At 46.7% G+C, this 21950-nt stretch carries 24 protein-coding genes and 1 pseudogene; 9 read left to right on the top strand and 16 right to left on the bottom strand.

The features are described from left to right. The first annotated feature begins 53 nt into the window (after positions 1-53). The 4 genes from JCM15548_RS21090 (at position 54) to JCM15548_RS10180 (ending at position 2855) form a co-directional block, all read left to right on the top strand. A complete protein-coding gene (locus JCM15548_RS21090; RefSeq protein WP_157482636.1) occupies positions 54-1865 on the top strand; it encodes a glycosyl hydrolase family 28 protein in 1812 nt (603 codons plus the stop codon). 4 nt (positions 1866-1869) lie between these two features. After that, a complete protein-coding gene (locus JCM15548_RS21630; RefSeq protein ID WP_162198210.1) occupies positions 1870-2166 on the top strand; it encodes a hypothetical protein in 297 nt (98 codons plus the stop codon). Between the two features lie 129 nt (positions 2167-2295). Further along, positions 2296-2544, top strand: coding sequence for a hypothetical protein (locus tag JCM15548_RS10175; protein WP_157482640.1), 249 nt, complete (start codon positions 2296-2298; stop codon positions 2542-2544). Further along, positions 2535-2855 carry a type II toxin-antitoxin system RelE/ParE family toxin gene (locus JCM15548_RS10180; RefSeq protein ID WP_062124951.1) on the top strand — a complete coding sequence of 107 codons (321 nt, stop codon included), beginning with the start codon at positions 2535-2537 and terminating at the stop codon, positions 2853-2855. Before JCM15548_RS10175 ends, JCM15548_RS10180 begins: the two co-directional genes overlap by 10 nt. A gap of 176 nt (positions 2856-3031) precedes the next feature. Here the strand turns inward: JCM15548_RS10180 and JCM15548_RS25375 are convergent, their stop codons facing one another. The 16 genes and pseudogenes from JCM15548_RS25375 to uxaC all read right to left on the bottom strand — a co-directional run bounded on the left by JCM15548_RS25375 (position 3032) and on the right by uxaC (position 17022). Next, positions 3032-3511 (bottom strand): tagaturonate epimerase family protein, encoded by a 480-nt coding sequence (locus JCM15548_RS25375; RefSeq protein ID WP_262486990.1) that lies wholly within the window; start codon positions 3509-3511, stop codon positions 3032-3034. Next, positions 3511-4221 carry a tagaturonate epimerase family protein gene (locus JCM15548_RS25380; RefSeq protein WP_262486991.1) on the bottom strand — a complete coding sequence of 237 codons (711 nt, stop codon included), beginning with the start codon at positions 4219-4221 and terminating at the stop codon, positions 3511-3513. Before JCM15548_RS25380 ends, JCM15548_RS25375 begins: the two co-directional genes overlap by 1 nt. A gap of 193 nt (positions 4222-4414) precedes the next feature. After that, the gene (locus JCM15548_RS10190) at positions 4415-5464 is read right to left on the bottom strand and encodes a substrate-binding domain-containing protein (protein ID WP_227625688.1); all 1050 of its coding nucleotides are present in this window, start codon (positions 5462-5464) and stop codon (positions 4415-4417) included. Between the two features lie 24 nt (positions 5465-5488). Further along, on the bottom strand, positions 5489-6214 hold the full coding sequence (locus JCM15548_RS25385) for a TRAP transporter large permease (protein ID WP_262486992.1): 726 nt from the start codon (positions 6212-6214) through the stop codon (positions 5489-5491). Then, the gene (locus JCM15548_RS25390; protein ID WP_262486993.1) at positions 6214-6792 is read right to left on the bottom strand and encodes a TRAP transporter large permease subunit; all 579 of its coding nucleotides are present in this window, start codon (positions 6790-6792) and stop codon (positions 6214-6216) included. Before JCM15548_RS25390 ends, JCM15548_RS25385 begins: the two co-directional genes overlap by 1 nt. Positions 6793-6794: 2 nt before the next feature. After that, positions 6795-7283, bottom strand: a complete 489-nt coding sequence (locus tag JCM15548_RS10200; protein WP_062124953.1) for a TRAP transporter small permease — start codon at positions 7281-7283, stop codon at positions 6795-6797. A gap of 56 nt (positions 7284-7339) precedes the next feature. Continuing rightward, entirely contained in the window at positions 7340-8383 is a 1044-nt protein-coding gene (locus tag JCM15548_RS10205) for a TRAP transporter substrate-binding protein (protein ID WP_062124955.1), read from the bottom strand. Between the two features lie 127 nt (positions 8384-8510). Further along, a pseudogene (gnd, locus tag JCM15548_RS26295) lies at positions 8511-9964 on the bottom strand (decarboxylating NADP(+)-dependent phosphogluconate dehydrogenase). 178 nt (positions 9965-10142) lie between these two features. Next, positions 10143-11417 carry a nickel-dependent putative hexonate epimerase gene (locus JCM15548_RS10215; RefSeq protein WP_062124957.1) on the bottom strand — a complete coding sequence of 425 codons (1275 nt, stop codon included), beginning with the start codon at positions 11415-11417 and terminating at the stop codon, positions 10143-10145. Positions 11418-11437: 20 nt separating this feature from the next. Beyond that, positions 11438-12349, bottom strand: coding sequence for a PfkB family carbohydrate kinase (locus JCM15548_RS10220; protein WP_227625689.1), 912 nt, complete (start codon positions 12347-12349; stop codon positions 11438-11440). Next, positions 12340-12516, bottom strand: coding sequence for a hypothetical protein (locus JCM15548_RS23755; RefSeq protein WP_227625690.1), 177 nt, complete (start codon positions 12514-12516; stop codon positions 12340-12342). Before JCM15548_RS23755 ends, JCM15548_RS10220 begins: the two co-directional genes overlap by 10 nt. Before the next feature lie 347 nt (positions 12517-12863). Continuing rightward, the gene (locus JCM15548_RS10225; protein ID WP_062124959.1) at positions 12864-13712 is read right to left on the bottom strand and encodes an SDR family oxidoreductase; all 849 of its coding nucleotides are present in this window, start codon (positions 13710-13712) and stop codon (positions 12864-12866) included. A gap of 6 nt (positions 13713-13718) precedes the next feature. After that, positions 13719-14354, bottom strand: a complete 636-nt coding sequence (locus JCM15548_RS10230; protein WP_062124961.1) for a bifunctional 4-hydroxy-2-oxoglutarate aldolase/2-dehydro-3-deoxy-phosphogluconate aldolase — start codon at positions 14352-14354, stop codon at positions 13719-13721. 194 nt (positions 14355-14548) lie between these two features. Further along, complete coding sequence (locus JCM15548_RS10235) at positions 14549-15403, bottom strand: sugar kinase (RefSeq protein ID WP_262486996.1); 855 nt, start codon at positions 15401-15403, stop codon at positions 14549-14551. A gap of 20 nt (positions 15404-15423) precedes the next feature. Beyond that, the gene (locus JCM15548_RS26605) at positions 15424-15585 is read right to left on the bottom strand and encodes a hypothetical protein (protein WP_227625691.1); all 162 of its coding nucleotides are present in this window, start codon (positions 15583-15585) and stop codon (positions 15424-15426) included. Positions 15586-15627: 42 nt separating this feature from the next. After that, the gene (uxaC, locus tag JCM15548_RS10240; protein ID WP_062124963.1) at positions 15628-17022 is read right to left on the bottom strand and encodes a glucuronate isomerase; all 1395 of its coding nucleotides are present in this window, start codon (positions 17020-17022) and stop codon (positions 15628-15630) included. Positions 17023-17313: 291 nt separating this feature from the next. Here uxaC and JCM15548_RS10245 point away from each other — a divergent pair, with 291 nt between their 5' ends. The 5 genes from JCM15548_RS10245 (at position 17314) to JCM15548_RS10265 (ending at position 21874) form a co-directional block, all read left to right on the top strand. Then, on the top strand, positions 17314-18339 hold the full coding sequence (locus tag JCM15548_RS10245) for a LacI family DNA-binding transcriptional regulator (RefSeq protein ID WP_062124964.1): 1026 nt from the start codon (positions 17314-17316) through the stop codon (positions 18337-18339). Between the two features lie 30 nt (positions 18340-18369). Continuing rightward, positions 18370-19701 (top strand): BNR repeat-containing protein, encoded by a 1332-nt coding sequence (locus tag JCM15548_RS10250; RefSeq protein WP_062124965.1) that lies wholly within the window; start codon positions 18370-18372, stop codon positions 19699-19701. Positions 19702-20024: 323 nt separating this feature from the next. After that, on the top strand, positions 20025-20570 hold the full coding sequence (kduI, locus tag JCM15548_RS10255; protein WP_262486998.1) for a 5-dehydro-4-deoxy-D-glucuronate isomerase: 546 nt from the start codon (positions 20025-20027) through the stop codon (positions 20568-20570). Positions 20571-20572: 2 nt separating this feature from the next. Then, the gene (locus tag JCM15548_RS10260) at positions 20573-20929 is read left to right on the top strand and encodes a cupin domain-containing protein (RefSeq protein WP_062124966.1); all 357 of its coding nucleotides are present in this window, start codon (positions 20573-20575) and stop codon (positions 20927-20929) included. A 147-nt stretch (positions 20930-21076) separates the two neighbouring features. Next, entirely contained in the window at positions 21077-21874 is a 798-nt protein-coding gene (locus JCM15548_RS10265; RefSeq protein ID WP_062124967.1) for a gluconate 5-dehydrogenase, read from the top strand. Positions 21875-21950 lie beyond the last annotated feature (76 nt).

Consider the following 21950-nt stretch of genomic DNA (forward strand, 5'->3'; position numbering starts at 1 on the left):
GTGGCTTTTCGTGGCTGCGAAAGGTATTTGTTTATAGAACTAATTTGTATCTCATGAAAAATATTAAATTTTTAGCTCTAGTCGGGCTCCTCTTCCTGCTGGGTTTTACTGCCGAAAAGGAGCGGAACACCGTTACCCTGTTTCTGATTGGTGATAGTACCATGCAGGACTACGCACGTCATTCAGATTATATGGAAAAGCGTTTTCCCATGACGGGTTGGGGACAAGTGTTTCCTGCCTATATGGCACCTGATAGTCTTGCCAAATTGAGCCAATTGGTAGGGATGGATGCGGTGGTGGTGGACAACCGATCCATAGGTGGTCGAAGTACCCGTAGTTTTTTTCAGGAAGGACGCTGGCGGTCGGTCTATGAAGATTTGAAGCCGGGCGATCTGGTGGTGATTCAATTTGGACACAATGACCAGTCGACCAAAGGAGAGCGCTTTGTTTCCGTAGAAGGTTATAAGGAGTTTTTACGCTTGTATGTCACCCAGGCCCGCCAAAAAGGAGCTATGCCCATTTTGCTGACGCCTGTTACCAATAACCATAAATGGGCGGATGGTGCCCTTCAGAATGCCCATGGGGATTATCCCGATGCGGTTAAGGAAGTGGCCGCTGAGTTGCAGGTGGCTTTGATTGACCTTAACCAGTTATCCATGAAAGCCTTTTCGAGATATGGCAAGGAACAATTGGGGGCCCGCTTTTTTATGAATCTTGATGCGGGAAAATATGTGGCTTATCCGGATGGTCTGGATGATAACACCCATTTTCAAACGGAAGGCGCAAAAGCAGTGGCGCAACTGGTTTTTGAAGGCATGCAGTCCCTGAGAAGGGAGCCAGGAATGGTTCATGTTTCGACAACTACAAAACCCCGACCTGCTGCCACGAAATTTGATACCAAGGAGGAGATTTTGGCCCGTATTGTTGCACCGACATTTCCGGATAAAGACTTTTTTATTTCTGAGTATGGTGGTGCCGGGGATGGCACCACCGATAATAAGCCAGCTTTCGACCAAGCCATGCAGGCTTCTGAAGAAGCTGGCGGTGGGCGGATTATCGTCCCTGCCGGAAATTATCTGCTCAAGGGACCCATGCATTTTGTCAGCAACACCGAATTGCATTTAGAAGAGGGGGCACGCCTGTTTTTTAGCAGTGATCCGGCCCACTACCTACCTGTGGTGGCCACCAGTTGGGAAGGTACTTTGTTGTACAATTACAGTCCCTTTATCTACGCCTACCAATGCGAGAATGTGGCCATTACCGGAAAGGGGACCATTGATGGTGAGGCCTCTGAAACGTGGCAGTTGTGGCGCGACAAGCAGAAGGACAGCCAGCTGCTGTCGCGGGAGATGAACAACAACGCCGTGCCGGTGGCGGAACGTATTTTTGGAGAGGGTCATTACCTGCGTCCGCACCTGATTCAGTTCTACGATTGTAAGAATATTCTTGTGGAAGATGTCCTGATTGAAGATTCACCCTTTTGGTGTGTGCATTTGTTAATGAGTCAGAATGTTACGGTGCGTGGGGTTCGTTTTGATGCCCACAATAAAAACAACGATGGCATTGATCCGGAGTATTCTCAGGATGTTTTAATTGAGAATGTGGCATTCAATAACGGGGACGACAATGTGGCCATTAAAGCCGGTCGTGATCTGGAGGGAAGAACCCTGGGCCTGAGCACCAAGAACATTATTGTACGCAATTGCAAGCTTAAAGGACTGCATGGCATTGTCATTGGCAGTGAAATGGCGGCCGGTGTGCACAACGTGTTTGTGGAAGATTGTGAGGCGAGCGGTTATCTGAAAAGGGGACTGTATATTAAATCCAATCCCGACAGGAGGGGAAATTTCACACATTTACTTTAAGAATGTGAAGTTGGATCAGGTGGAGGATGCCTTTTTTATTACTTCGTTTTACCACCAGCAGGGAGAGGGGCATGTGACCCACATTCATGATATTTTTGTGGAGGATATTTACTGCCGTGAAGCTACGGCCGGAGGTATTGTGGTGCATGGTTTTCCGGAGTTAAAGGTGCACGATATTTATTTTAGAAATGTGACCATTGAGAAAGCGGAGGTGGCTTTTGATTTGAGAGATGCCCGGAATATTGTTCTGGAGGATGTGTCCATTGGGGGGCAGGCTGGTCCGCCAAGCTGGGTTCAATAAAAGCGATAATCAACTTGATTTTATTGACGATAATTCATTAGGGTGGGAAGAATTGGTCTCATATGATCCACTTGAAAGAAATAACAAAAGAGAAAATTTATCCCTAACTTTGTAGAAAATCATTTTGTTATGGGAGCAACAGAATTACGACAGTCTTTACATCGAATAATCGACCATGCAGACGAACGGTTTTTGCGAATGATTAACTCTTTGGCAAATGAATATGCCAAGGAGGATAATATTGTGGCATACCGCACTGGCAAACCTATTTCTAAAGCGGGATTATATTATGAGTTAAAGGAGGCTGAAAAAGAGATAGAAGGGGGAGATTATTTAACCATTGAAGATTTTGCAAAAGAGTCTGAGAAATGGGATTAAAGAATACAGAGGTTGTCATTAGCCGCCATGCAAGGACTTCGATAAGGCAAATCTATGAATATATCAAAAACCGAGAAAAATCTGTCAGTATAGCTCATTATGTCCGGGAATCAATTATTAATAAGTGTTTTAGTCTAAGAGATTTTTCTGGTTTCTCAAAAGAACCTTATTTGGAGGAATACCCTGAAGACTACCGCTCTGTAAGGTTATGGAGTTACGTTATCATTTACATTGTTAAGGAGAAACAAGTACGGGTATTAAATGTCGTTCATGGAAAAGAACATCCGGAATCAAGAAAGGAACTGGAATAAAATGCCCGCAAAGAGTTCTGAAACAAGATTGTTTTCATGCAAAAAAAGAACCACGGAGGACCAAGATTGATGATTCAATTTTGTCACCGTGGTTTCTTTCTTTTTATTTGGAATGACCTACAACGCCAATAAACGTTTGAGGTGGCGGTCGTAAATGTTGTCATACACACAGCTGCCTACAATGTCGGCGTGCTTTTCGAGCAGCTATTGTATTGGTCGATTTGTTCGGCTGCCAGCTTATAGCCAACGTGCACCAGCTGACGCAGGTTGGGATTGTATTGCGGGTGACCGGGAATGTGGCGTAAGGCATTGGCAAAGTCTTCATTGCTCCATACTTTGACTTCCTCTGCTGTTGGTAGCTGACTTTCATCAATATCAATGACATCGGCATACGGGGCACACAATTTCTCTACATTTTGCAAAGCTTTGCCATAAATCTCTTTAACAAAATCCAGCGCTTCTCCGCCGGCCAGGGCCAGTCCGATGACTTCTTCCAACCAGGTGGTGCCGGCTGTTTTCAGGTGAAAGCCCTTGTCGTGCTTCTGGGTGAGCTCCCGGATGGGGTCATAAATACTGAACTTGTCCGATCCCGAATGGATGCTGAGTTTGAGCTCTTCGGGCAGTCCGAAGGTTTTAACGGCAAAATCAATCACCATTAAGTTGGCTTCAAATTCCAGGGCAAAGGCCTTGGTGTCGCCACATAGTCTACACCTTTGTTAAACCTTCCGGTAAATTTGGGCGCAATGGTCTGCGCAGGCACCTTGTAGTGCGCCAGCATGGCCAGAATAAAGAACAGTTCCACCGGTGTTTGGGGTTCAGGCACCTCGTCCATTGACACCTCTGTAATGAAGTTGCCTACCCCTTTGGCAGCGGCAATTTTCTTGTAAGTCTCACCCGCCATGCAGGCGGCATATAAATACTGGTTCGCAATTTTATTGACCTGCTCCCTGGTGGGGCTAAAAGGTTTTTCAATGCCAGGGATGGCAAAGGTCCCGATATAGGGAATCATCTTCTCTACAAAGGCTTCGTGTTGAGCGGTATTGCCCTGCTTGCCTATGTAGGAGGCCACATCAATGGTAAAGAAGTCGGAACTGTCCATAAAGCGATCCACCGTATCCAGATTGATATGGTCGGCATCCACGAAATAGGGCTTGTTCCATCCCATCTCTTTAATGGTAACTTCAACGGCTTTCCGGGCGTCGGTTGGCTCGCTGCCAATAGTGGTGTGCTCGCGGTTGGATTTGTTCCAGACCGGCGAAATGTCGAAGCCCTTTTTGGTGGCTTCAACAACGGCCTTTAATTGGTAGGAGGCTTGATGGGCAAAGCGGTCGCCCATTCCGATGGAGTATTTTGATAATTTTTTCATTTTGAAATTTTGATTATGTTATTTAAAATATCAGTTCGTTGCTGTTTTGTAAATAGCCGTTTTCCAGCGAACTGTGCTTGCTGGTAGCAGAAATATAACTTGCTGGATGTTATGAGTTTTATTTTGCCTATCCACCTCATGATCCCGCTTCGCGGGACTACGCTTCGCTTGTCTCCAACCCAACGATCTATTGCTAAAAGAGATCGACATTTTCTACATTGATGATTTCCACCGGTTGAAATTCTTTTTTGGAAATAATTTGTCCGGTCGTCAGGTATTCAAACATACGTTTGACGGCTTTTTCTGCCTGCTTCATCGGTTTTTGACCAATTAAAAACCGAATGATGCCTTTTTTCAGATAGTCCTTATTCTTGCGGGTTAGCTCATAGCCAACCACAATCACATTCTGTAGCTTACGACTTTCAATGTAGCGGGCTATGGCGTGTGTTTTAGCACTGCTCACCAAAATGGCGCAATGTTGGGATTGGATTTGGAATATTTGGTCCATCCGCTCCTCGATGAGCGATCTTTCAGATACGGGTATCTCCACAGTGATTTTCATACCGTGGTTTTTGCCGGCATCTAAGAAATAGCTCATAAAGCCTTGATTGCGCCGGTTGAGGTGTTGGGTATTTTCTAAATCTTTGGCCAGATTAACAATCAGAATGTCCTTTTCAGGGTTTAAGCCATAATCGATCAGACTGGCCGCAACGCGGCCACCCTGATAGGCATCTTCTCCTACAAAGGACAGGCAATTGGCATTCTCAATATAGGTGTCGATGAAAATGTAGGGAATGCTTTTGTCGTCCAGCTGGTTACAAAACTGAATGGCTTCCTTTTTCAGGATGGGGGCAAAAATGACCCCTTCCGGATTGTATTCAATTATTTCCTGGGCCTTTTGATTGAAATCTGCTTCGTTGTGCAATTCAAAGAAGAAGAAACGCACATCCACGAAAAAAGGTCTCAAATCGTTAATGGCCTTTTCGATGCCCTGGGGGTGCATCATCCAAAAAACGTTATCATTACCACCGCGCGGCAGTAAAGCCGCGAGGTGGTATTGTTTTTTGGCTGTCAGGGCCTGAGCTACAATGTTGGGTTGATAATGCATTTCGCGGGCGATGGTAAGCACCTTTTCCTTGGTCTCTGCCGCTACTTCTCCCCGGTTGTGTAATACTCTGTCAACCGTTCCAATGGAGACGCCTGCTTTTTCTGCAATATCTTTTATTCTGACTTGCTTCATCATTTGATGAGTGTATGGTTCTATTGGTTAAAATCCGAATAATCGTGGTACAAACATGGTGATGGCAGGGAAAAAGGTGATGATGACCAATACCACAATCATGGCAATAAAGAAGGGGATCAATGGTCTGACCACATCCTGTATCTTCAGGTTGGCTACACTACAACCAATAAATAACACGGAACCTACCGGTGGGGTACACAGACCAATGTTCAGGTTGAGTATCATGATAATACCAAAGTGAATGGGGTCAATGCCCAACTGGGTGGTTACAATGGGTAAAAATATGGGTGTGAAGATGAGTACCGCTGGTGTCATGTCCATAAAAATACCCACAAACAACAGGATGAGGTTGATCATCAATAGGATGATGAGTGGGTTGGATGAGACAGACAGTAAACCGTCACTGACGGTTTGCGGGATGTTCTCGAAGGACATCACCCAGGATAAGCCAATGGACGTGGCAATCAGCAGCATGACGATACCTGTGGTCTTCACTGTTTTAATGATAATGCCCGGCAGATGTTTGAAGGAGACTTCCCGGTACACAAAGGCCAGTATCAGACAGTACACAACGGCTATGGCTGAGGCTTCGGTCGCTGTGAAATAACCGGCCACAATACCACCAATCACAATGACCAGCATTAACAGACTGGGAATGGCCGCTAAAAATTTCTTCGCACCGGCTTTAAATGGAATGACATCGCCCACGGGATATTTTTTGCGGTAGGCATAATAGCCACCAACAAGCATCAGGCTATCCCGGTTAATATACCCGGAATGTATCCAGCCATAAACAGGGCAGCAATGGAAACTCCACCACTGGCCAGAGAGTAAACGATGAGGATGTTACTCGGCGGAATGGCCAATCCGGTGGTGGCTGAGGTGACGTTGATGGCAGCGGAGAAGTTTTCTTCGTAACCGGCCTTTTTCATCTGTGGCCCCATGATGGAGCCGATGGCTGAAGCCGAGGCGGCTGCTGATCCGGAGATAGCACCAAATAGCATATTGGCCATGACGTTCACAAAGGCCAGTCCACCCGGAAAACGGCCGACCAACACTTTGGCAAATTCAATGAGTCGCATGGCAATTCCGCCTGAGTTCATGAGCTGTCCCGCTAATATGAAAAAGGGGATGGCCAATAATGAGAAACTCTCTAAACCAGTGGCCATTCGTTGGGCCATTGTTGAAAAGGCCGGCAGCGCATCAAAACTCACCAGCATGGTGGTGAGGGCTGATAGTCCGATACTGTAGGCCACGGGAACGCCAATGACCAGAAAGAAAATAAAGGAGGCGACCAGTACTACAATTCCTAATATATCCAAATCCATGGTTATTCTTGTTTAAATGATTTGTGTTGTTTAACTAAGTGGCTGATGTCATCAATGGCATAATAGCACATCAGTAGGCCGCTAATGGGAACAATCATGTATACATATCCCACGGGGACTTGCATGGATGCCGATAACTGACCCAGTACAAACCGGGTGTAAACCAGCCAGGAGCCGCCTACTACCATGATGGTCAGACTGAAAACCACCACCAGGAAATTGATGAACATCATCATCCGGACCACGTTGATGGGCGATAACTTGGTGTGCAATATGTCGATGGCGAGGTGTTCATTTTTGCCTTTTACATAGGCCGCACCGGCCAATCCTACCCAAATAAGCAGGAAGGTTGCCAACTCATCGGTAAAGGAACTGGGGTTGCCAAAAAGGTAGCGACTGGCCACCTGCCAGACTACATCCAGCACTAATGTGCTCATGAGAACCACCAGGAAAAATTCAAGAACTTTATCTACTCTTGCTCTGAATGTCATAGTATTAATATTGTGATACCGGTCATTGACCGGTAACAGGTTTTTATGATGGTTATTTAATCTATCTCTGTGCTGTCAGCAGCGGTTTCTTCAATGCCTGCAGGTAGTTCGGCCTTTTCTAAAGGCACATCGGCTGCCCGGATTTCCTGAATCAAATTATAAACTTGCGGATTGTTTCTGTAGATATCGTAAACCCCTTCCACTGCTTTGATAAATGGTTCTTTATCGGGCACAATGATTTCCACACCTTCTTCCTTAAGGGATCTCAGGGATTCATCTTCCGATTTCTGCCACTCCTCCCGCTGCACAATAACGGATTCTTCTACGGCCTGTTGCAGCCATTTCTTTTCCTGCTCTGTGAGTTTGGTCCAGGCATGTGTGCTCATGATCATGACATCGGGAATCATGGTGTGTTCGTTAAGGGTGTAGTAACCGCTTACTTCGTAGTGGTGCGACAAATAAAAGCTGGGCGGATTGTTTTCGGCACCATCCACCACACCACTCTGCAATGCTGTATATAGTTCACCCCAGGAAATGGGGGTAGGGGAACCACCCATGGCACGGATCATTTCTACGGCGGTAATGCTCTGCATTACCCTTATTTTCAAACCGGCCAGATCTGCCGGGGTGTTAATGGCGCGTGATGCATAAAAGCTACGGGCACCTGCATCATAGAAACAGAGGCCGCGCAGCCAGAACTCATCCCCTTTGGCCAGCATGTTTTTACCGATAGGCCCGTCCAGTACACTGTAGGAATGTTCCTTGCTTTTAAAAATGTAGGGCAGTCCAAATACCTTATACTCCTCTACAAAACCTTCCATGGCGGCAGCAGATACTTTGGTCAGGTCGAGGCTGCCCAATTGAAGCAATTCCAGACTTTCGCGTTCAGAGCCCAATACGCCGCCGGGGTAGACTTCTACCTGAAGTTTTCCCTCAGATATTTCATCTACTCTTTTGGCCATATATTCCATGGCAATATGAACAGAGTGCTTGGTGTCCAGGGTGTGTCCCAGTTTGAGTACCGTAACGTCACTTTTTAACCCGCAGCCCCCAAGGACCAGGATGGTAAAGGTGAGCGTTAGAGCATAAATTTTTTTCATATGGATAAAATTATTTTTTCGAATGACGGATCAAAACCATGGGTAATAAGGGGTTGGTTTTTTATTTGTGGATAGAAAGTCCGTTTGTCACACGGCCATGCCGTGTGACAAACAGACTTTATTTGATTTATACATTGTAGGTTGAGGAGGCGGTTGTTCCACCACGACCGGTCCAGTTGGTATGGAAGAATTCGCCGCGTGGCTTATCCAGGCGCTCATAGGTATGGGCGCCAAAATAGTCGCGCTGAGCCTGAAGCAGGTTGGCCGGCAATCTTTCACTGCGATAGCCATCAAAATAGTTGAGTGCAGTGGCAAATGCCGGTGTGGGTATGCCATTCATAATGGCGGTCGTCACCACATTTCTCCATCCGGCCTGGGCTTTCTCTACCACATCTTTGAAGAAGGGTGTCAGCAAGAGGTTGGTCAAATCAGGTTCTGCATCAAAGGCATCTTTAATCTTGCTGAGGAAGACAGAGCGGATGATACAGCCACCACGCCACATCAGGGCAATGCCGCCATAGTTCAGGTTCCATCCGTATTCTTTGGCAGCAGCTGCCATTAAGGCATAACCCTGCGCATAAGAAACCACTTTAGAGGCATAAAGGGCATCCTGCAAGTCATTAAGAAACTGTTTTTTATCGCCTTTAAAAGTTGGTTTTGGGCCATTTAATACCTTAGAGGCAGCAACACGTTCTTCTTTGATGGCCGACAGGCAACGGGAGAATACGGCCTCCCCAATCAAAGTCAACGGAATGCCTAAATCAAGAGCCGAAACAGCGGTCCATTTACCAGTCCCTTTTTGTCCGGCCGTATCCAGAATCTTATCTACCAACGGCGAACCATCTTCATCTTTAACAGCCAAAATATCACGGGTGATTTCAATGAGGTAAGAATCCAACGGTCCGTTGTTCCACTCCTTGAAAACCTCATGCATTTCATCGGCCGACATGCCCAGCACATCCTTCATAATGTGATAGCTTCATTGATGAGCTGCATATCGCCATACTCAATACCGTTGTGTACCATTTTCACAAAATGACCGGCACCGTTTTCGCCTACCCAGTCGCAACAAGGCGTCCCGTCTTCCACCTTGGCAGAAATGCCCTGGAAAATGGGTTTGATAATGGGCCATGCGTCTGGCGAACCACCCGGCATGATGGAGGGACCTAACAAGGCACCTTCCTCACCACCCGACACGCCGGTGCCGATGTATAACAGGCCTTTGCTCTCTACATAGGCGGTTCTGCGGTCGGTATCCGGAAAGTGGGTGTTACCCCCGTCAATGATGATATCGCCCGGCTCCAATAAGGGAATCAAACTGTCAATGGATGCATCTACGGCGGAACCTGCTTTAATCATCAGCATCACCTTGCGGGGACGCTCCAATGATTGAACCAGCTCTTCCAACGAATGTGTGCCCTTTATGTTTTTTCCTTTGGCTCTTCCGTTCATAAAGTTATCCACCTTTTCGGTTGAACGGTTAAACACCGATACCTGAAAACCTTTGCTTTCCATGTTAAGGACGAGGTTTTCACCCATAACGGCCAACCCAATGAGGCCAATGTTTGATAATGCTTTCATACAATATAATTTTTATAAATTATAAATCTAATAACAATTTAAAGCTACTATTATTTTGCCTTTAATAACGAAGGCGTCAAAGACAAGGCTTTCGAAGTTTTTGAAACTGTTTCAAAAACGAGAATAAGGCAGCATTTGGCGTTTTAGCTCCGCTGATTTTCAATTCTTTATTAAAGACTTAGTCTTTGAAACGGTCCTTGTGGGCCCAAAGCCCCACCGCCGGGTTCGAAATATAGAAAATTTCTTCCCCATCCGGCATGGTATTGAAACCATCCTTCAGTTGGGTCGGATCGTACAGCTTGGTCATCTCTGCCAGATCTGCGTATTTGAAATGCACCGATTCAATTTCTTCTTTGGTGAGGTGGCCCGGACAATAAGTGACGGTAAACCGACCTTCAGAACTGCCATGAATCAAGTGGGCGGCGGCTCCCAGGTTGTTTTTCATGTCTTCATTGTTCTCGACATACTCCAGTGTTTTGGGGGTGCCACAGTAACCGTAACGGCGTATGAGTTTGTCGATGGACTTGTCTTCCCCAAATTCTTTGAGGGCAGGGGCGAGGACGATGAGTTCTGCCCCGTCGGCCAAGGCCATGCGCGTGCGGTAAATACTCTTGTTACCCAGCCAGGTGCTTCTGAATTCTGAGGGATCCAGGTAAACCACTACTTTTTTGAGCGGTTCGGCCACCATTTCAAAGTTGACTTTGATCGACAGGTCGGCTGCCAGATTAAAGACTTCTTCATCATCACCAATGTAAATACCCCGTGTCACCAGTTTGCCGGCTTGGTTGCGACCGATGACGGTCTGCACATAGATGATGGGCATTTCTTTGGCGAAGTGATCGGAGGCGTAGTTCAGAACTTTGCGCACCGGATTGCTGGCGCGTCCCATAATCCGCTCCATGCCATAGGCAGCACCAATAAAATGACTTTTATTGATGCCTTCAGCACCACCCGTTCCGACAAAAATATTTTTGTTGTAATTGGCCATACCAATGACCTCGTGCGGCACCACCTGTCCGATAGAAAGAATCAAATCGTGGCCCCCTTCTATCAAAAGTTTGTTGACCTGGGCCGGCCAGTCATAGTTGATACGGCCATCTGTTATTTCAGAGATGTATTCGCCCGAAACAGTCCCCAGGGTCACCACATCATTGCGCCAGTCGTGCACCCTGAATAAATCGTGCGGCACCCCGGGAAACATGTCGTTGATTTCTTCCCCGGTCATGGCCACATGCGTGCCAAGAGCCGGTAGGATGTCGGTCAGGGCCTCCTTGTAGTATTCCCAGGCATGGGCGGTAATTTCACCGGCCTTGGAATGAAGTCGGGTGTAATCGGGCGGAATGGCCAGAACTTTTTTGCGGGAACCCAGTTTCTCTAAGGCGGTATAGAGCGCCAGTTTGAGGTCTTGTCCCGATAGTTCTTCGCTTTCCGATCCACGTTGATATAGTACCATGGTTTTCTTTTTAGGATAAATTATCTTCTGACTCTGGCATTGCCGCTCCAAACGCTCCAGACCATTTCTTCATCCGCCGGTTGGGCGTAGTCGGTCAGGAAGGTCGTCGCCAATGCGCCCGTGGCCCATCCAAACTGGATCCATTTTTCAGGAGCCCAGCCTTTCAAAATGCCATACAACATACCACCCACAAATCCGTCGCCTCCGCCGATGCGGTCGAGCACTCTGATTTCGCGTGGCTCCACTACATGCCAGTTGTCTTTTTCCAACATAATGCCTCCCCAAAGGTGCTCGTTGGCATTGACCACTTCGCGCAGCGTTGTGGCAAATACAGAAGCATTGGGGAAGGTCTTTTTCACCCGGATAATCATTTCCTTAAAGCTATCGATTTTATCGCCGATGGCCTGACCGCCCGCTTCGGGTCCTTCGATGCCCAGACAAAGCTGGAAGTCTTCTTCGTTGCCAATTAGAATGTCAGATACGGAAGCGATTTCGGTAAAAATGGCGTGTAGCTCTTTTTCGCGATCTTTCCAGAAAGAAGCTCTGTGGTTCAGGTCGAACGAAATACGCGTGCCATGCTTTTTAGCGGCACGGGCCAATTCGAGGCAAAAGTGGCCGGTTTCGGGCGAAAGGGCCGCAATCAGTCCCGAAAGATGTACGATTTGTACGCCTTCTTCACCGAATAGGCGTTCCAGATCAAAGTCCTTCACATTCAGCGTGCGACCCACTTCACCGGCGCGATCGTTTTGAACCCTTGGCCCACGCGCCCCATAGCCACTGTCGGCGATGTTAAACTGGTGGCGAAAGCCCCATGGGTCGCCCTGCTCCACTTCAGCACCTTCATAATCCATGTGGCGGTTTTTCAGGTTGCTTTTGATGAATTGGGCTACGGGACTGTCCTTGACAAAGGTGGTCAGGACTTTTACCGGCAAGCCAGGTAGGAGGCGATGCTCGCCACATTGGTCTCCGCACTGGTGGCCTGCATTTGAAAGGTGTCACTGCTGTGAACCGGTTGACCGTTAACAGGGGTGATGCGCACCCCCATACTGGTGGGGACCACCATCGACCATTTATAGGATTTTTTCAGTTCTATGCTCATGATTCTAAGATTTATTGGCTCTTTTCAATTTTATATGGGTAAACAAAATACATAATTAACTTTTTTGCCCTCTAGCCGGGCAAGGCTTTTACTTTTTGGCTACAGCCCCAAAAAGTAAACAAAAAAGGCCGCCGCTGACGAAAAAAATCTAAAATTGAGGCTATTTGCCTAAACCCCGCGAACTCGCTGCGCTCAAACAGCGCGGGCTTCTATACGGCAACCACCCTCAATTTCTTAACGATTTTTATCGAAGGCGGTTAATTACCAATTTTATGTATTCAATTCATCCATAGTATTCAGAATAGAACCGTTTTATTTTGGTTAATACTGTTTTAAGGGCTTGAAGCTTAAACGCCGCTATAAGCGCTGAAGCCACCATCTACGGGTATCACAATGCCTGTGATGAATTCCGACCAGTCGGACAGCAAATAAAGCAAAGTCCCGGTCAACTCTTCAGGCGTGCCATAGCGCTCCATGGGCGTGCCATTGGTGATTTTTTGTCCCCGAGGCGTAGCTTCACCCGTTTTTTCATCTACCAACAAAAAACGGTTTTGGTTGGTCAGCAAAAATCCCGGAGCAATGGCATTAACGCGCACGCCGGTCTTGGCGAAATGCACCGCCAGCCACTGGGTGAAATTGTTGATGGCCGCTTTAGAGGCCGAATAGGCCGGAATGCGGGTGAGTGGACGGTAGGAATTCATGGAGGAGATATTGACAATGCCTCCGGCTTTTTGATCCACCATGTCTGAGGCAAAAACCAGCGTTGGCAATAAAGTTCCTTTGAAATTCAGGTCGAAGGTTTTATCAAAACCTTCCAGTTGCAAGCCAAAGAAAGTGTCTTCGAGCTTATCTTCGGGGGCCATTTTTTCTACCTTGGATGTTGCCGAGGCCGCATTTCCGCCGGCACCATTTACCAGAAAATCGATTTTACCCAACTGCTGGTTGATGGCTTTTTTGGCTTCCTCCAGGGAGGATCGCTCCAATACGTTGGCTGAGAATCCGATGGATTCAATACCGGTTTCAGATTTAATTTCTTCAGCTACCCTTTGGGCAGCTTCCAGATTGAGGTCCAAAATGGCGGTCTTTACACCATGTTTTGCCAGGGCTTTGGCCATGGTGGAGCAAATAACTCCACCACCACCGGTTACCACTGCCACTTTTCCATTTAGATTTAATTCTTTAACAGGGGCTGTCATAATTGTCTATTTTTTTACTTTTTGAATGGTTTCCATTAACACTTTTACTTTGTCGGTCAGGGCCGCATAGTTGCCACTATCCATGATCTCTTTGGGGAACAAGTTGGAACCCATGCCTACGCAGGTAACGCCCGCATTGAACCAGCCTTTAAGGTTAGCTTCTGAAGTGTCCACCCCTCCGGTGGGCATAATGTTGGTCCATGGCATGGGGCCTTTGACCGCTTTTACGAATGAAGGGCCACCTATTTCTGAGGCTGGGAATAATTTGACGATTTCAGCACCCAGTTCCTGGGCCTTGCTGATTTCAGAAATGGTTCCACAACCGGGGGACCAGGCCACGCCTCTGCGGTTACATGTTTTGGCCATTTCTTCATTCAACAGCGGAGACACAATAAAATTGGCACCGGCCTGAATGTATAAGGCAGTGGTGCCTGCTTCTACCAGCGAACCTGCGCCCAGAATCATGCCGGGCAATTCTTTCAGTGCGTACTTGTTCAATTCACTGAAAATTTCGTGTGCAAAGTCGCCTCTGTTGACAAATTCGAAGACACGGATACCGCCGTCGTAACAGGCTTTAACTACATTTTTGCAGGTGTCCAGATCTGCATGAAAGAATACCGGCACCACGCCGGTTTCCTTCATGCTGCAAATACTTCACTGCGATTATATTTTGCCATTATTTTATTTATTAATGCCGGTTGAATGGACACTCTGGTCCATTCAACCGGATCATGTTAGTACTTCAATGCTTTGTGTTTACCGGTTTTCCTCTATACCAGCAAGAGACCGATAGAAAAACAGGCTTTCTTCAAGCGATGTTGACACTTAGGCCTAAATTATCTTGAAACCCGTCCGGAGGCATCACCGCCCATTAATTTTTCTACTTCTTCAACGGTTACCTGGTTGAAATCACCATTAATGGTATGCTTCAGGCAGGAAGCTGCCGTGGCAAAACGCAAGGCTTTTTCGTCATCGTTGGTGTAAGTCAGTAAGCCATAAATTAAGCCACCCATAAACGAGTCGCCTCCACCTACACGGTCAACAATATGGGTGATTTGGTAGGTAGGCGCCGTGTACAGGTTTTTACCATCGTACAATACACCCGACCATGAATTGTGATTGGCGCTAACAGAACCCCGCAGGGTTGTGATGACTTTTTTGACACGCGGGAAGCGCTTCATGATTTGCTGGGAAACGCTTCTGTAGGCTTCTGCCTCCACATGTCCGCCCGTTACGTCAATGCCTTCCGGCTTGATGCCCAATACCATTTCTGCATCTTCTTCGTTGCCCAGAACCACATCGCAGCCAGCCACCAGTTCAGGCATTACTTCGCTGGCCTTTTTGCCATAATTCCAAAGATTCTTTCGGTAGTTCAGGTCGGTGGACACGGTAATGCCCTTTTTGTTGGCAGCCTGAATGGCTTCCAGACAAGCATCAGCGGCACCCTGAGATACCGCTGGTGTTATACCGGTCCAGTGAAACCATGAAACCCCTTCAAAAATCTGGTCCCAGTCGAACTGACCCTTTTCAACTTGTGAAAAGGCGGAATGCGCACGATCGTAAACCACTTTGCTGGCACGGGCCACCGCTCCGGTTTCCAGAAAATAGATACCCAAACGCTCGCCCCCAAAGGCGATATCTTTGGTGTCAACGCCATATTTTTTTAATTCCATGTGGCAGGCACGGCCCATGTCATTTTTAGGCAAGGCCGTTACAAAGGACGAATCAAGCCATAATTGGCCAGTGATACAGCCACGTTGGCCTCGCCGCCACCATAACAGGCATCAAATGAGGTAGCCTGTGCAAAACGCTGATAGCCGGGCGTTGAAAGCCGCAACATAATTTCTCCAAACGAAACAACTCTAGGTGTCATTATACTTTGATTTAGATAGATGATTATTATTTAATTAATGACTTAAAATTCAAAATACCTCATGGGGTTGTGGTAGCAGATATCTTCCACAACGGTTTTGAGCAGTTCCTGATCATTGGGAATTAAGCCTTTGTCGACTTCAGTGCCCAAATAGTTGCAAAGAATGCGACGGAAGTACTCATGTCTGGGGTAGGAAAGGAAACTTCTTGAATCCGTCACCATACCCACAAAGCGGGCAGTCAATCCCAGCACGGATAAATCCCGGAGGTGTTTTTCCATGCCTACTTTCTGATCCAGAAACCACCAGCCGGCACCATATTGAATTTTCCCCGGTGTTTTACCATCCTGAAAGTTGCCCAGCATGGTGACAAACATTTCATTGTCGGATGGATTCAGGTTGTATAATATGGTCTTGGCCAGTTTGTCCTCAGTGTCCAGTAAATCCAAAAATCGTGATATCTTGTTCGCATCCTGAGGGTTTCCGATGGAGTCGAAGCCCACATCAGCACCCAGACTGTTGAACATGCGGGTGTTGTTGTTACGCATGGCACCCAGATGGAATTGTTGTACCCAGCCACGTTTGTGGTTCATTTTACACAATTCGTACATGACATAGGTGCGGTACCCTTCTGTTTCTTCGGGGTTAAGCGCTTCACCGGCCATCAGTTTTTTAAAGGAAGCATCTGCTCCGGTTTGAAAATCTGCGGTATAATAAAGCCGGTCCAGTCCGTGATCAGAAGCGCGGCAGCCCATTTTGTCGAAGTAGTCATGGCGCTCATCCAGAACCGTGATCATGTCCTCCAATGAATCAATCGACTTACCTGAGGCCGCTTCCAGTCTCTCAATATAAGCGATGAAAGCTGTGGTGTTTTCTGTTTTTAAAACATTATCCGGCCGGAAAGTCGGACGCACCTTAACGGTGAAATCTTTAAGGGCTTTGTGGTGTTCCAGCGAGTCGGCCGGATCATCGGTGGTGCCGACCACCTTCACATTCATTTTCTGAAGCAGGTTTCTGGTGCTGAATTCATCCTGCTGCAGCATTTCAGTGGCCTGATCATATATGCGACCAGCATTGGAAGCAGAGAGTAAATCGTAAATTTCAAAGTGGCGTGCCAGTTCGAGATGTGTCCAGTGATGCAAGGGATTGCCTATGGTGGAAGGAACCGTCTCGGCCCACTTCTGAAATTTTTCACGAAATGATTTATTGCCGGTGCAATACGTCTCATCTACTCCATTGGTGCGCATCGCGCGCCATTTGTAGTGGTCGCCTTCCAGCCAGATTTTTCCCAGATTTTCGAACTGGTGGTTTTCGGCAATTAATTGGGGTGAAAGGTGGCAGTGAAAATCTACAATGGGCAGTTTTTCTGCAAAATCGTGATACAGCTTTTGTGCTGTTTTGCCTTCTAGAGCGAAGTCTTCATGAATAAATTTTCCCATAATTGTTTATTGTCGTTAACGAACACGAAGATACGGTGACTTGTAAATTTTTCCAAATTTATTTGAATTATTCATAGGTGTTATTTTACCCAAATAAGGTGTGTTTTTTGTTAATCATCAGTCAATCAACATAAAATGATGATCTTTCTGAAGCAGATCTTCTCGCGGGATTTTCTTCAAAAGAATGCCTGGTTCAGAATATCTTATTGTCGAGGAAGAAAATTATTGTTCGTAAATTGTGTTTTTTGTGCAATCGTTTGTATTTTTGTATTTGTAAATAAAAAAAGCGGGATGAAGCGTACCACCATAATAGACATTGCCCGATCACTCGGAATAACGCCATCCACTGTTTCCAGAGCATTGGCAGGAAATCTTCGGGTGAGTGAATCCACCCGGAAGCGGGTGCAGGAAAAGGCATTGGAAATGGGTTACCAGCCCAATATTGTGGCATCTTCATTGCGGCGTGGCAAAAGTGACACCATAGGAATGTTGGTCCCGCGTATCAATCGTCATTTTTTTAGCCATGTCATCAGTGCTGTTGAGGAGATTTTAAACCCGGCAGGTTACAATTTGCTGATATGCCAGAGTCATGAAAAATCCGAACTGGAAAACCAGGCCCTTCAGGTCTTGTTAAAAAACAGGGTAGCCGGAATCATCATGTCCCATGCCATGGAGACCGTTGATTTTGAAATGGCCCGCAAGGCTACAGAAGAACGCGTTCCTGTGGTGCAGTTTGACCGGGTTAATAAGGAAGTGCCTGGTCCGCGGATTGTGAATGATAATTTTTCAGGCGCCTACATGGCTGTCAAGCATTTAATAAGGGGCGGTTATTCCCGGATAGCCCACCTGACCGGGTCTTTGGGAGTGAATGTTTACAGTGAGCGGCACAGAGGATATAGGTATGCCATGGAAGAGGCTTCTTTGGATTTTGACGAATTGGTTTTTGAGGGCGCCATTACCCGGGAAACCGGTTATGAAAAAGCCTTGCAATTAGTGAAACAACATCGGGTAGATGCTTTTTTTTGTGCCGGCGACTTTGCTTCAGTAGGAACGATTCAAGCCATCCATGATTGTGGTTTGAGGGTGCCGGAGGATATGGGCGTGGTTGGTTTTGCCAATGAGCCTTTTGCCGGCTTTATAACGCCGCAGTTAACAACTGTTGAGCAAAATGCTTATGACATGGGGCACCGGGCGGCCAATGCACTGATAAGAGTCATCGGTGGTCAGATCATGACCGGGATGGATCAGGAAGAGGTGGTGCCCGTCAGATTGCTTGTCAGAGAGTCGTCTATGCGGGCCACGGTGAACAATAAGTAAGGTCATATTATGGATAAATCATTAATGTATATGAAGACTGGTTTTGGATGGATGCTGCTGATGGTTACTTTGATGGTAACATCATGTAACAGCAGACCAATGATTTCGGAGGTGGGACCCGGCTGGTCCAAAACCTCGGTGAATGCGACTATTTTCAGGAAAAACTCACTGGTGTCGGATGCGACACATCAGTATATCTCCTATTACGATAGTACCGGCCAAATGGTTTTGGGTAAGCGGACCCTTAACAGTGATGAATGGGAGTTACAAGTGACACCCTACAAAGGGAATGTATGGGATGCCCACAATGTTATAAGTATTATGGTGGATGGCAATGGTTATTTACACGTGTCCTGGGACCATCACGGCGGGCCATTGAATTACGCCCGTTCAGTAGCACCGGGTAGTCTGGAATTGGGCCCTAAATTAAATATGGTGGATGGTTTTGAAGATGACGGAGTGACCTATCCCGAGTTTTACACCCTGCCGGATGGAGATCTGTTATTTGTCTACCGCTACGGAGCCTCAGGAGCCGGAAATATTGTTCTGAACCGTTACGACCTCGAAAATCAAACCTGGAGTCGGGTGCATGACAACCTGGTGAGTGGTGAAGGTAAGCGGAATGCTTATTGGCAAATGTCGGTAGATAATGCCGGTGGCATACATCTTTCGTGGGTATGGCGCGACACCTGGGATGTTTCTACCAATCACAATCTGTGCTATGCCTACTCGCCCGATGGCGGCGTATCCTGGGAGACCTCGGAAGGTGAAGCACTGGAAGTACCGGTAACTTACGAGCGTTCTGAAGTCATTTGGGAGATACCACAAAAGAGCAGCCTGATTAATCAAACCTCCATTACTACAGACGGAGCGGGTAATCCGGCCATTGCCACTTACTGGACGGCTCAGGGTGATTCTGTGCCGCAGTATTTTGTGGTCTACCATCAAAATGGATCTTGGCAACGAAGTCAGGCTTCTGAGCGCCAAACGCCCTTTTATCTCGGCGGAGGTGGAACCCGACGTATTCCCATGAGCAGGCCTCAATTGTTGGCAGAGGAAACCTCTACTGGTACACGATTTTATTTGGTTTACCGGGATGAAGAGGCGGACAATCGCATTGTATTGGCTTCCGCTGCCACCGGGGCTGTGATGAGTTGGACCACAAGGGTGGTTGAGGATTTGGAAGTCGGGCAATGGGAACCCTCCTTTGATACGGAATTGTGGCGGAACAGCGGTGAACTCAGTCTGTTTGTCCAGAAGGTAGGCCAGGGCGACGGCGGAGAAAAGGCCGAGGAGATGGCACCTCAGCCGGTGAAAGTTTTTCAACTTGCCAAAAGAGATTTAAAGCGTTATTTTAAGTAATTGAATTTTAAACCATTAAAAATTAGAATTATGATGGATTGGGAATTAAGGTATGCGGCCCATCCGGCCGATGCCAAAAGTTATGATACAGATAGACTTCGCAATGATTTTTTAGTGGAGGATCTATTCAGAAAAGGAAAAGTGAAAATGGTGTACTCCATGTACGACCGTTTAATTGTTGGTGGAGCCATGCCTGGCAAGGAGGGTTCTGCCATTGAGCCCTTTGAGGAATTGAAGGCCGAATTTTTCCTTCAACGCAGGGAAATGGGCATCATTAATGTGGGCGGACCAGCCTCATTAAAGCGGATGGAGAGGAATATAAACTGGGCTACAAAGAGGCCCTTTATTTGGGTAGTGGAAATACGGACGTGGTGCTTTTCTCTGAAGATGAAGCCAAGCCGGCCAAACTTTATATTAATTCGGCCCCGGCCCATAAAAAGTTCCCCAATAAAAAAGTGACCCTGGCCGATGCGGAAGTGGCTGTCCTGGGAAGTCTTGAAACAGCTAACCACCGCCAGATCAATAAGCTTTTGGTGAACAGTGTGGTGGAAACCTGTCAGTTGCAAATGGGAATGACGGAATTGAAGCCAGGCAGCGTCTGGAATACCATGCCCCCTCATACCCACAACCGCAGAATGGAAGCTTATTTCTATTTTGAAGTACCCGATGAGCAGGTGATTTGTCACTTTATGGGACAGCCTGAGGAAACACGGCATATTTGGATGAAGAATGATCAGGCGGTTATTTCTCCTTCCTGGAGTATTCATAGTGCTGCTGGTACAGCCAATTACACCTTTATTTGGGGTATGGCAGGCGAAAACCTGGATTATGGCGACATGGATGGCCGTAAACCATCTGAATTGAGATAACTATGCTGGCAGATTATTTTCAGAAATATGAAGATGCCGCTGTTACTAAAGTAGCTGAGGGGATTGAGCGGCGTATCATTCATACAGATCATCTGATGTTGGTGGTGGTCGATTTTTACGACGGTCCCACCACGTCTGCCGATCCCTTTCATCAACATGTGCATGAGCAGGTTTCGTTCATGGCTGAGGGGGAAGTGCTTTTATGGGCGGGCGATGAAGAACCTGTCCATCTGAAAGCCGGTGATATGTTTGCGATGAAGTCGGATGTGCCACACACCATACAGCGTTTAACCAAGCATGTAAGAATTATTGATTGTTTTACACCTTTACGTGAAGAATTTATTATAATAGACCGTTAGGTCAATAGATTATTAGGAGGATAGGTAAAATTAAATCCGTGATATTCAGCAAGTTATGTCTCTGTAATCAATAAGTGCAAGTCATTTAAAATCAGTGATTTGCAAAACAATAATGAACAATTATATTAACGACTAAATATTATAAAAATGATAAACGAATTATTTGACCTGAAAGGGAAAGTAGCCCTTATTACCGGTGGAACACACGGTATTGGTATGGCCATTGGAAAAGTTCTGGGACAAGCCGGAGCTAAAGTTTGTGTCAACGACCTTTCCAAGGAGCGTCTGGAAACTTGTAAAGCAGAATATGCGAAAGACGGCATAGATGTTTATACGCTTGTTTTTGATGTGACCAAGGAAGAGGAGGTTGATAAGGGGATTTCTCAAATTGAGAAGGAAGTGGGATCTGTCGACATTTTGGTGAATAACGCTGGAATTATTAAGCGTATTCCAATTTTGGACATGCCCATGGATACTTTCCGTCAAGTGATTGATGTGGACCTGGTAGCCCCATTGATTGTTGCCAAACGTGTGGCTCCCAAAATGATTGAAAAGCGCTCAGGAAAAATTATTAATATGTGCTCCATGATGAGTGTGTATGGACGTAACTCTGTTTCTGCCTATGCTGCTGCTAAAGGTGGTCTTAAGTTGCTGACATCCAACATGACTTGTGAGTGGGCCAAGTACAATTTGCAGATCAATGGTATCGGACCCGGTTACATTGCTACCTCGCAGACAGCCGAAATCCGTGAAGGTAACCATCCTTTCAATGATTTGGTGATGACGCGCACACCTGCCGGTCGTTGGGGAGAGCCTGAAGATGTTGGTAACGCTGCCTTGTTTTTGGCCTCTAAAGCCAGTGATTTTGTGAATGGACACGTATTGTACGTGGATGGTGGTATTTTGGCCAACTTCGGCTATGTGAAGGGCGAGAATGATTTATAATTCCAACACTTCTAACAATAGATCGTTAGGTTGAGAGGTAAAATTATACTCATGATATTCAGTAACGAACTATTAT

The organism is Geofilum rubicundum JCM 15548, assembly GCF_000974365.1.
Lineage (GTDB): Bacteria > Bacteroidota > Bacteroidia > Bacteroidales > Marinilabiliaceae > Geofilum > Geofilum rubicundum.

Excerpts from the sequence above, each read along its gene's own strand:
- JCM15548_RS10265 (WP_062124967.1), top strand. The coding sequence starts at position 21,077 with ATGATAAACGAATTATTTGACCTGAAAGGGAAAGTAGCCCTTATTACC.
- JCM15548_RS10190 (WP_227625688.1), bottom strand. The coding sequence starts at position 5,464 with ATGATGAAGCAAGTCAGAATAAAAGATATTGCAGAAAAAGCAGGCGTC.
- JCM15548_RS10260 (WP_062124966.1), top strand. The coding sequence starts at position 20,573 with ATGCTGGCAGATTATTTTCAGAAATATGAAGATGCCGCTGTTACTAAA.
- JCM15548_RS10235 (WP_262486996.1), bottom strand. The coding sequence starts at position 15,403 with ATGGGCCGTGCCTGCCACATGGAATTAAAAAAATATGGCGTTGACACC.
- JCM15548_RS10230 (WP_062124961.1), bottom strand. The coding sequence starts at position 14,354 with ATGAAGGAAACCGGCGTGGTGCCGGTATTCTTTCATGCAGATCTGGAC.
- JCM15548_RS10245 (WP_062124964.1), top strand. The coding sequence starts at position 17,314 with ATGAAGCGTACCACCATAATAGACATTGCCCGATCACTCGGAATAACG.
- JCM15548_RS26605 (WP_227625691.1), bottom strand. The coding sequence starts at position 15,585 with ATGACACCTAGAGTTGTTTCGTTTGGAGAAATTATGTTGCGGCTTTCA.
- JCM15548_RS10180 (WP_062124951.1), top strand. The coding sequence starts at position 2,535 with ATGGGATTAAAGAATACAGAGGTTGTCATTAGCCGCCATGCAAGGACT.
- JCM15548_RS10200 (WP_062124953.1), bottom strand. The coding sequence starts at position 7,283 with ATGACATTCAGAGCAAGAGTAGATAAAGTTCTTGAATTTTTCCTGGTG.
- JCM15548_RS25385 (WP_262486992.1), bottom strand. The coding sequence starts at position 6,214 with ATGCTTGTTGGTGGCTATTATGCCTACCGCAAAAAATATCCCGTGGGC.
- JCM15548_RS25390 (WP_262486993.1), bottom strand. The coding sequence starts at position 6,792 with ATGGATTTGGATATATTAGGAATTGTAGTACTGGTCGCCTCCTTTATT.
- JCM15548_RS25375 (WP_262486990.1), bottom strand. The coding sequence starts at position 3,511 with ATGGTGATTGATTTTGCCGTTAAAACCTTCGGACTGCCCGAAGAGCTC.
- JCM15548_RS10205 (WP_062124955.1), bottom strand. The coding sequence starts at position 8,383 with ATGAAAAAAATTTATGCTCTAACGCTCACCTTTACCATCCTGGTCCTT.
- JCM15548_RS21090 (WP_157482636.1), top strand. The coding sequence starts at position 54 with ATGAAAAATATTAAATTTTTAGCTCTAGTCGGGCTCCTCTTCCTGCTG.
- JCM15548_RS10175 (WP_157482640.1), top strand. The coding sequence starts at position 2,296 with ATGGGAGCAACAGAATTACGACAGTCTTTACATCGAATAATCGACCAT.
- JCM15548_RS10225 (WP_062124959.1), bottom strand. The coding sequence starts at position 13,712 with ATGACAGCCCCTGTTAAAGAATTAAATCTAAATGGAAAAGTGGCAGTG.
- JCM15548_RS23755 (WP_227625690.1), bottom strand. The coding sequence starts at position 12,516 with ATGAGCATAGAACTGAAAAAATCCTATAAATGGTCGATGGTGGTCCCC.
- JCM15548_RS10250 (WP_062124965.1), top strand. The coding sequence starts at position 18,370 with ATGAAGACTGGTTTTGGATGGATGCTGCTGATGGTTACTTTGATGGTA.
- JCM15548_RS25380 (WP_262486991.1), bottom strand. The coding sequence starts at position 4,221 with ATGAAAAAATTATCAAAATACTCCATCGGAATGGGCGACCGCTTTGCC.
- JCM15548_RS10215 (WP_062124957.1), bottom strand. The coding sequence starts at position 11,417 with ATGGTACTATATCAACGTGGATCGGAAAGCGAAGAACTATCGGGACAA.
- uxaC (WP_062124963.1), bottom strand. The coding sequence starts at position 17,022 with ATGGGAAAATTTATTCATGAAGACTTCGCTCTAGAAGGCAAAACAGCA.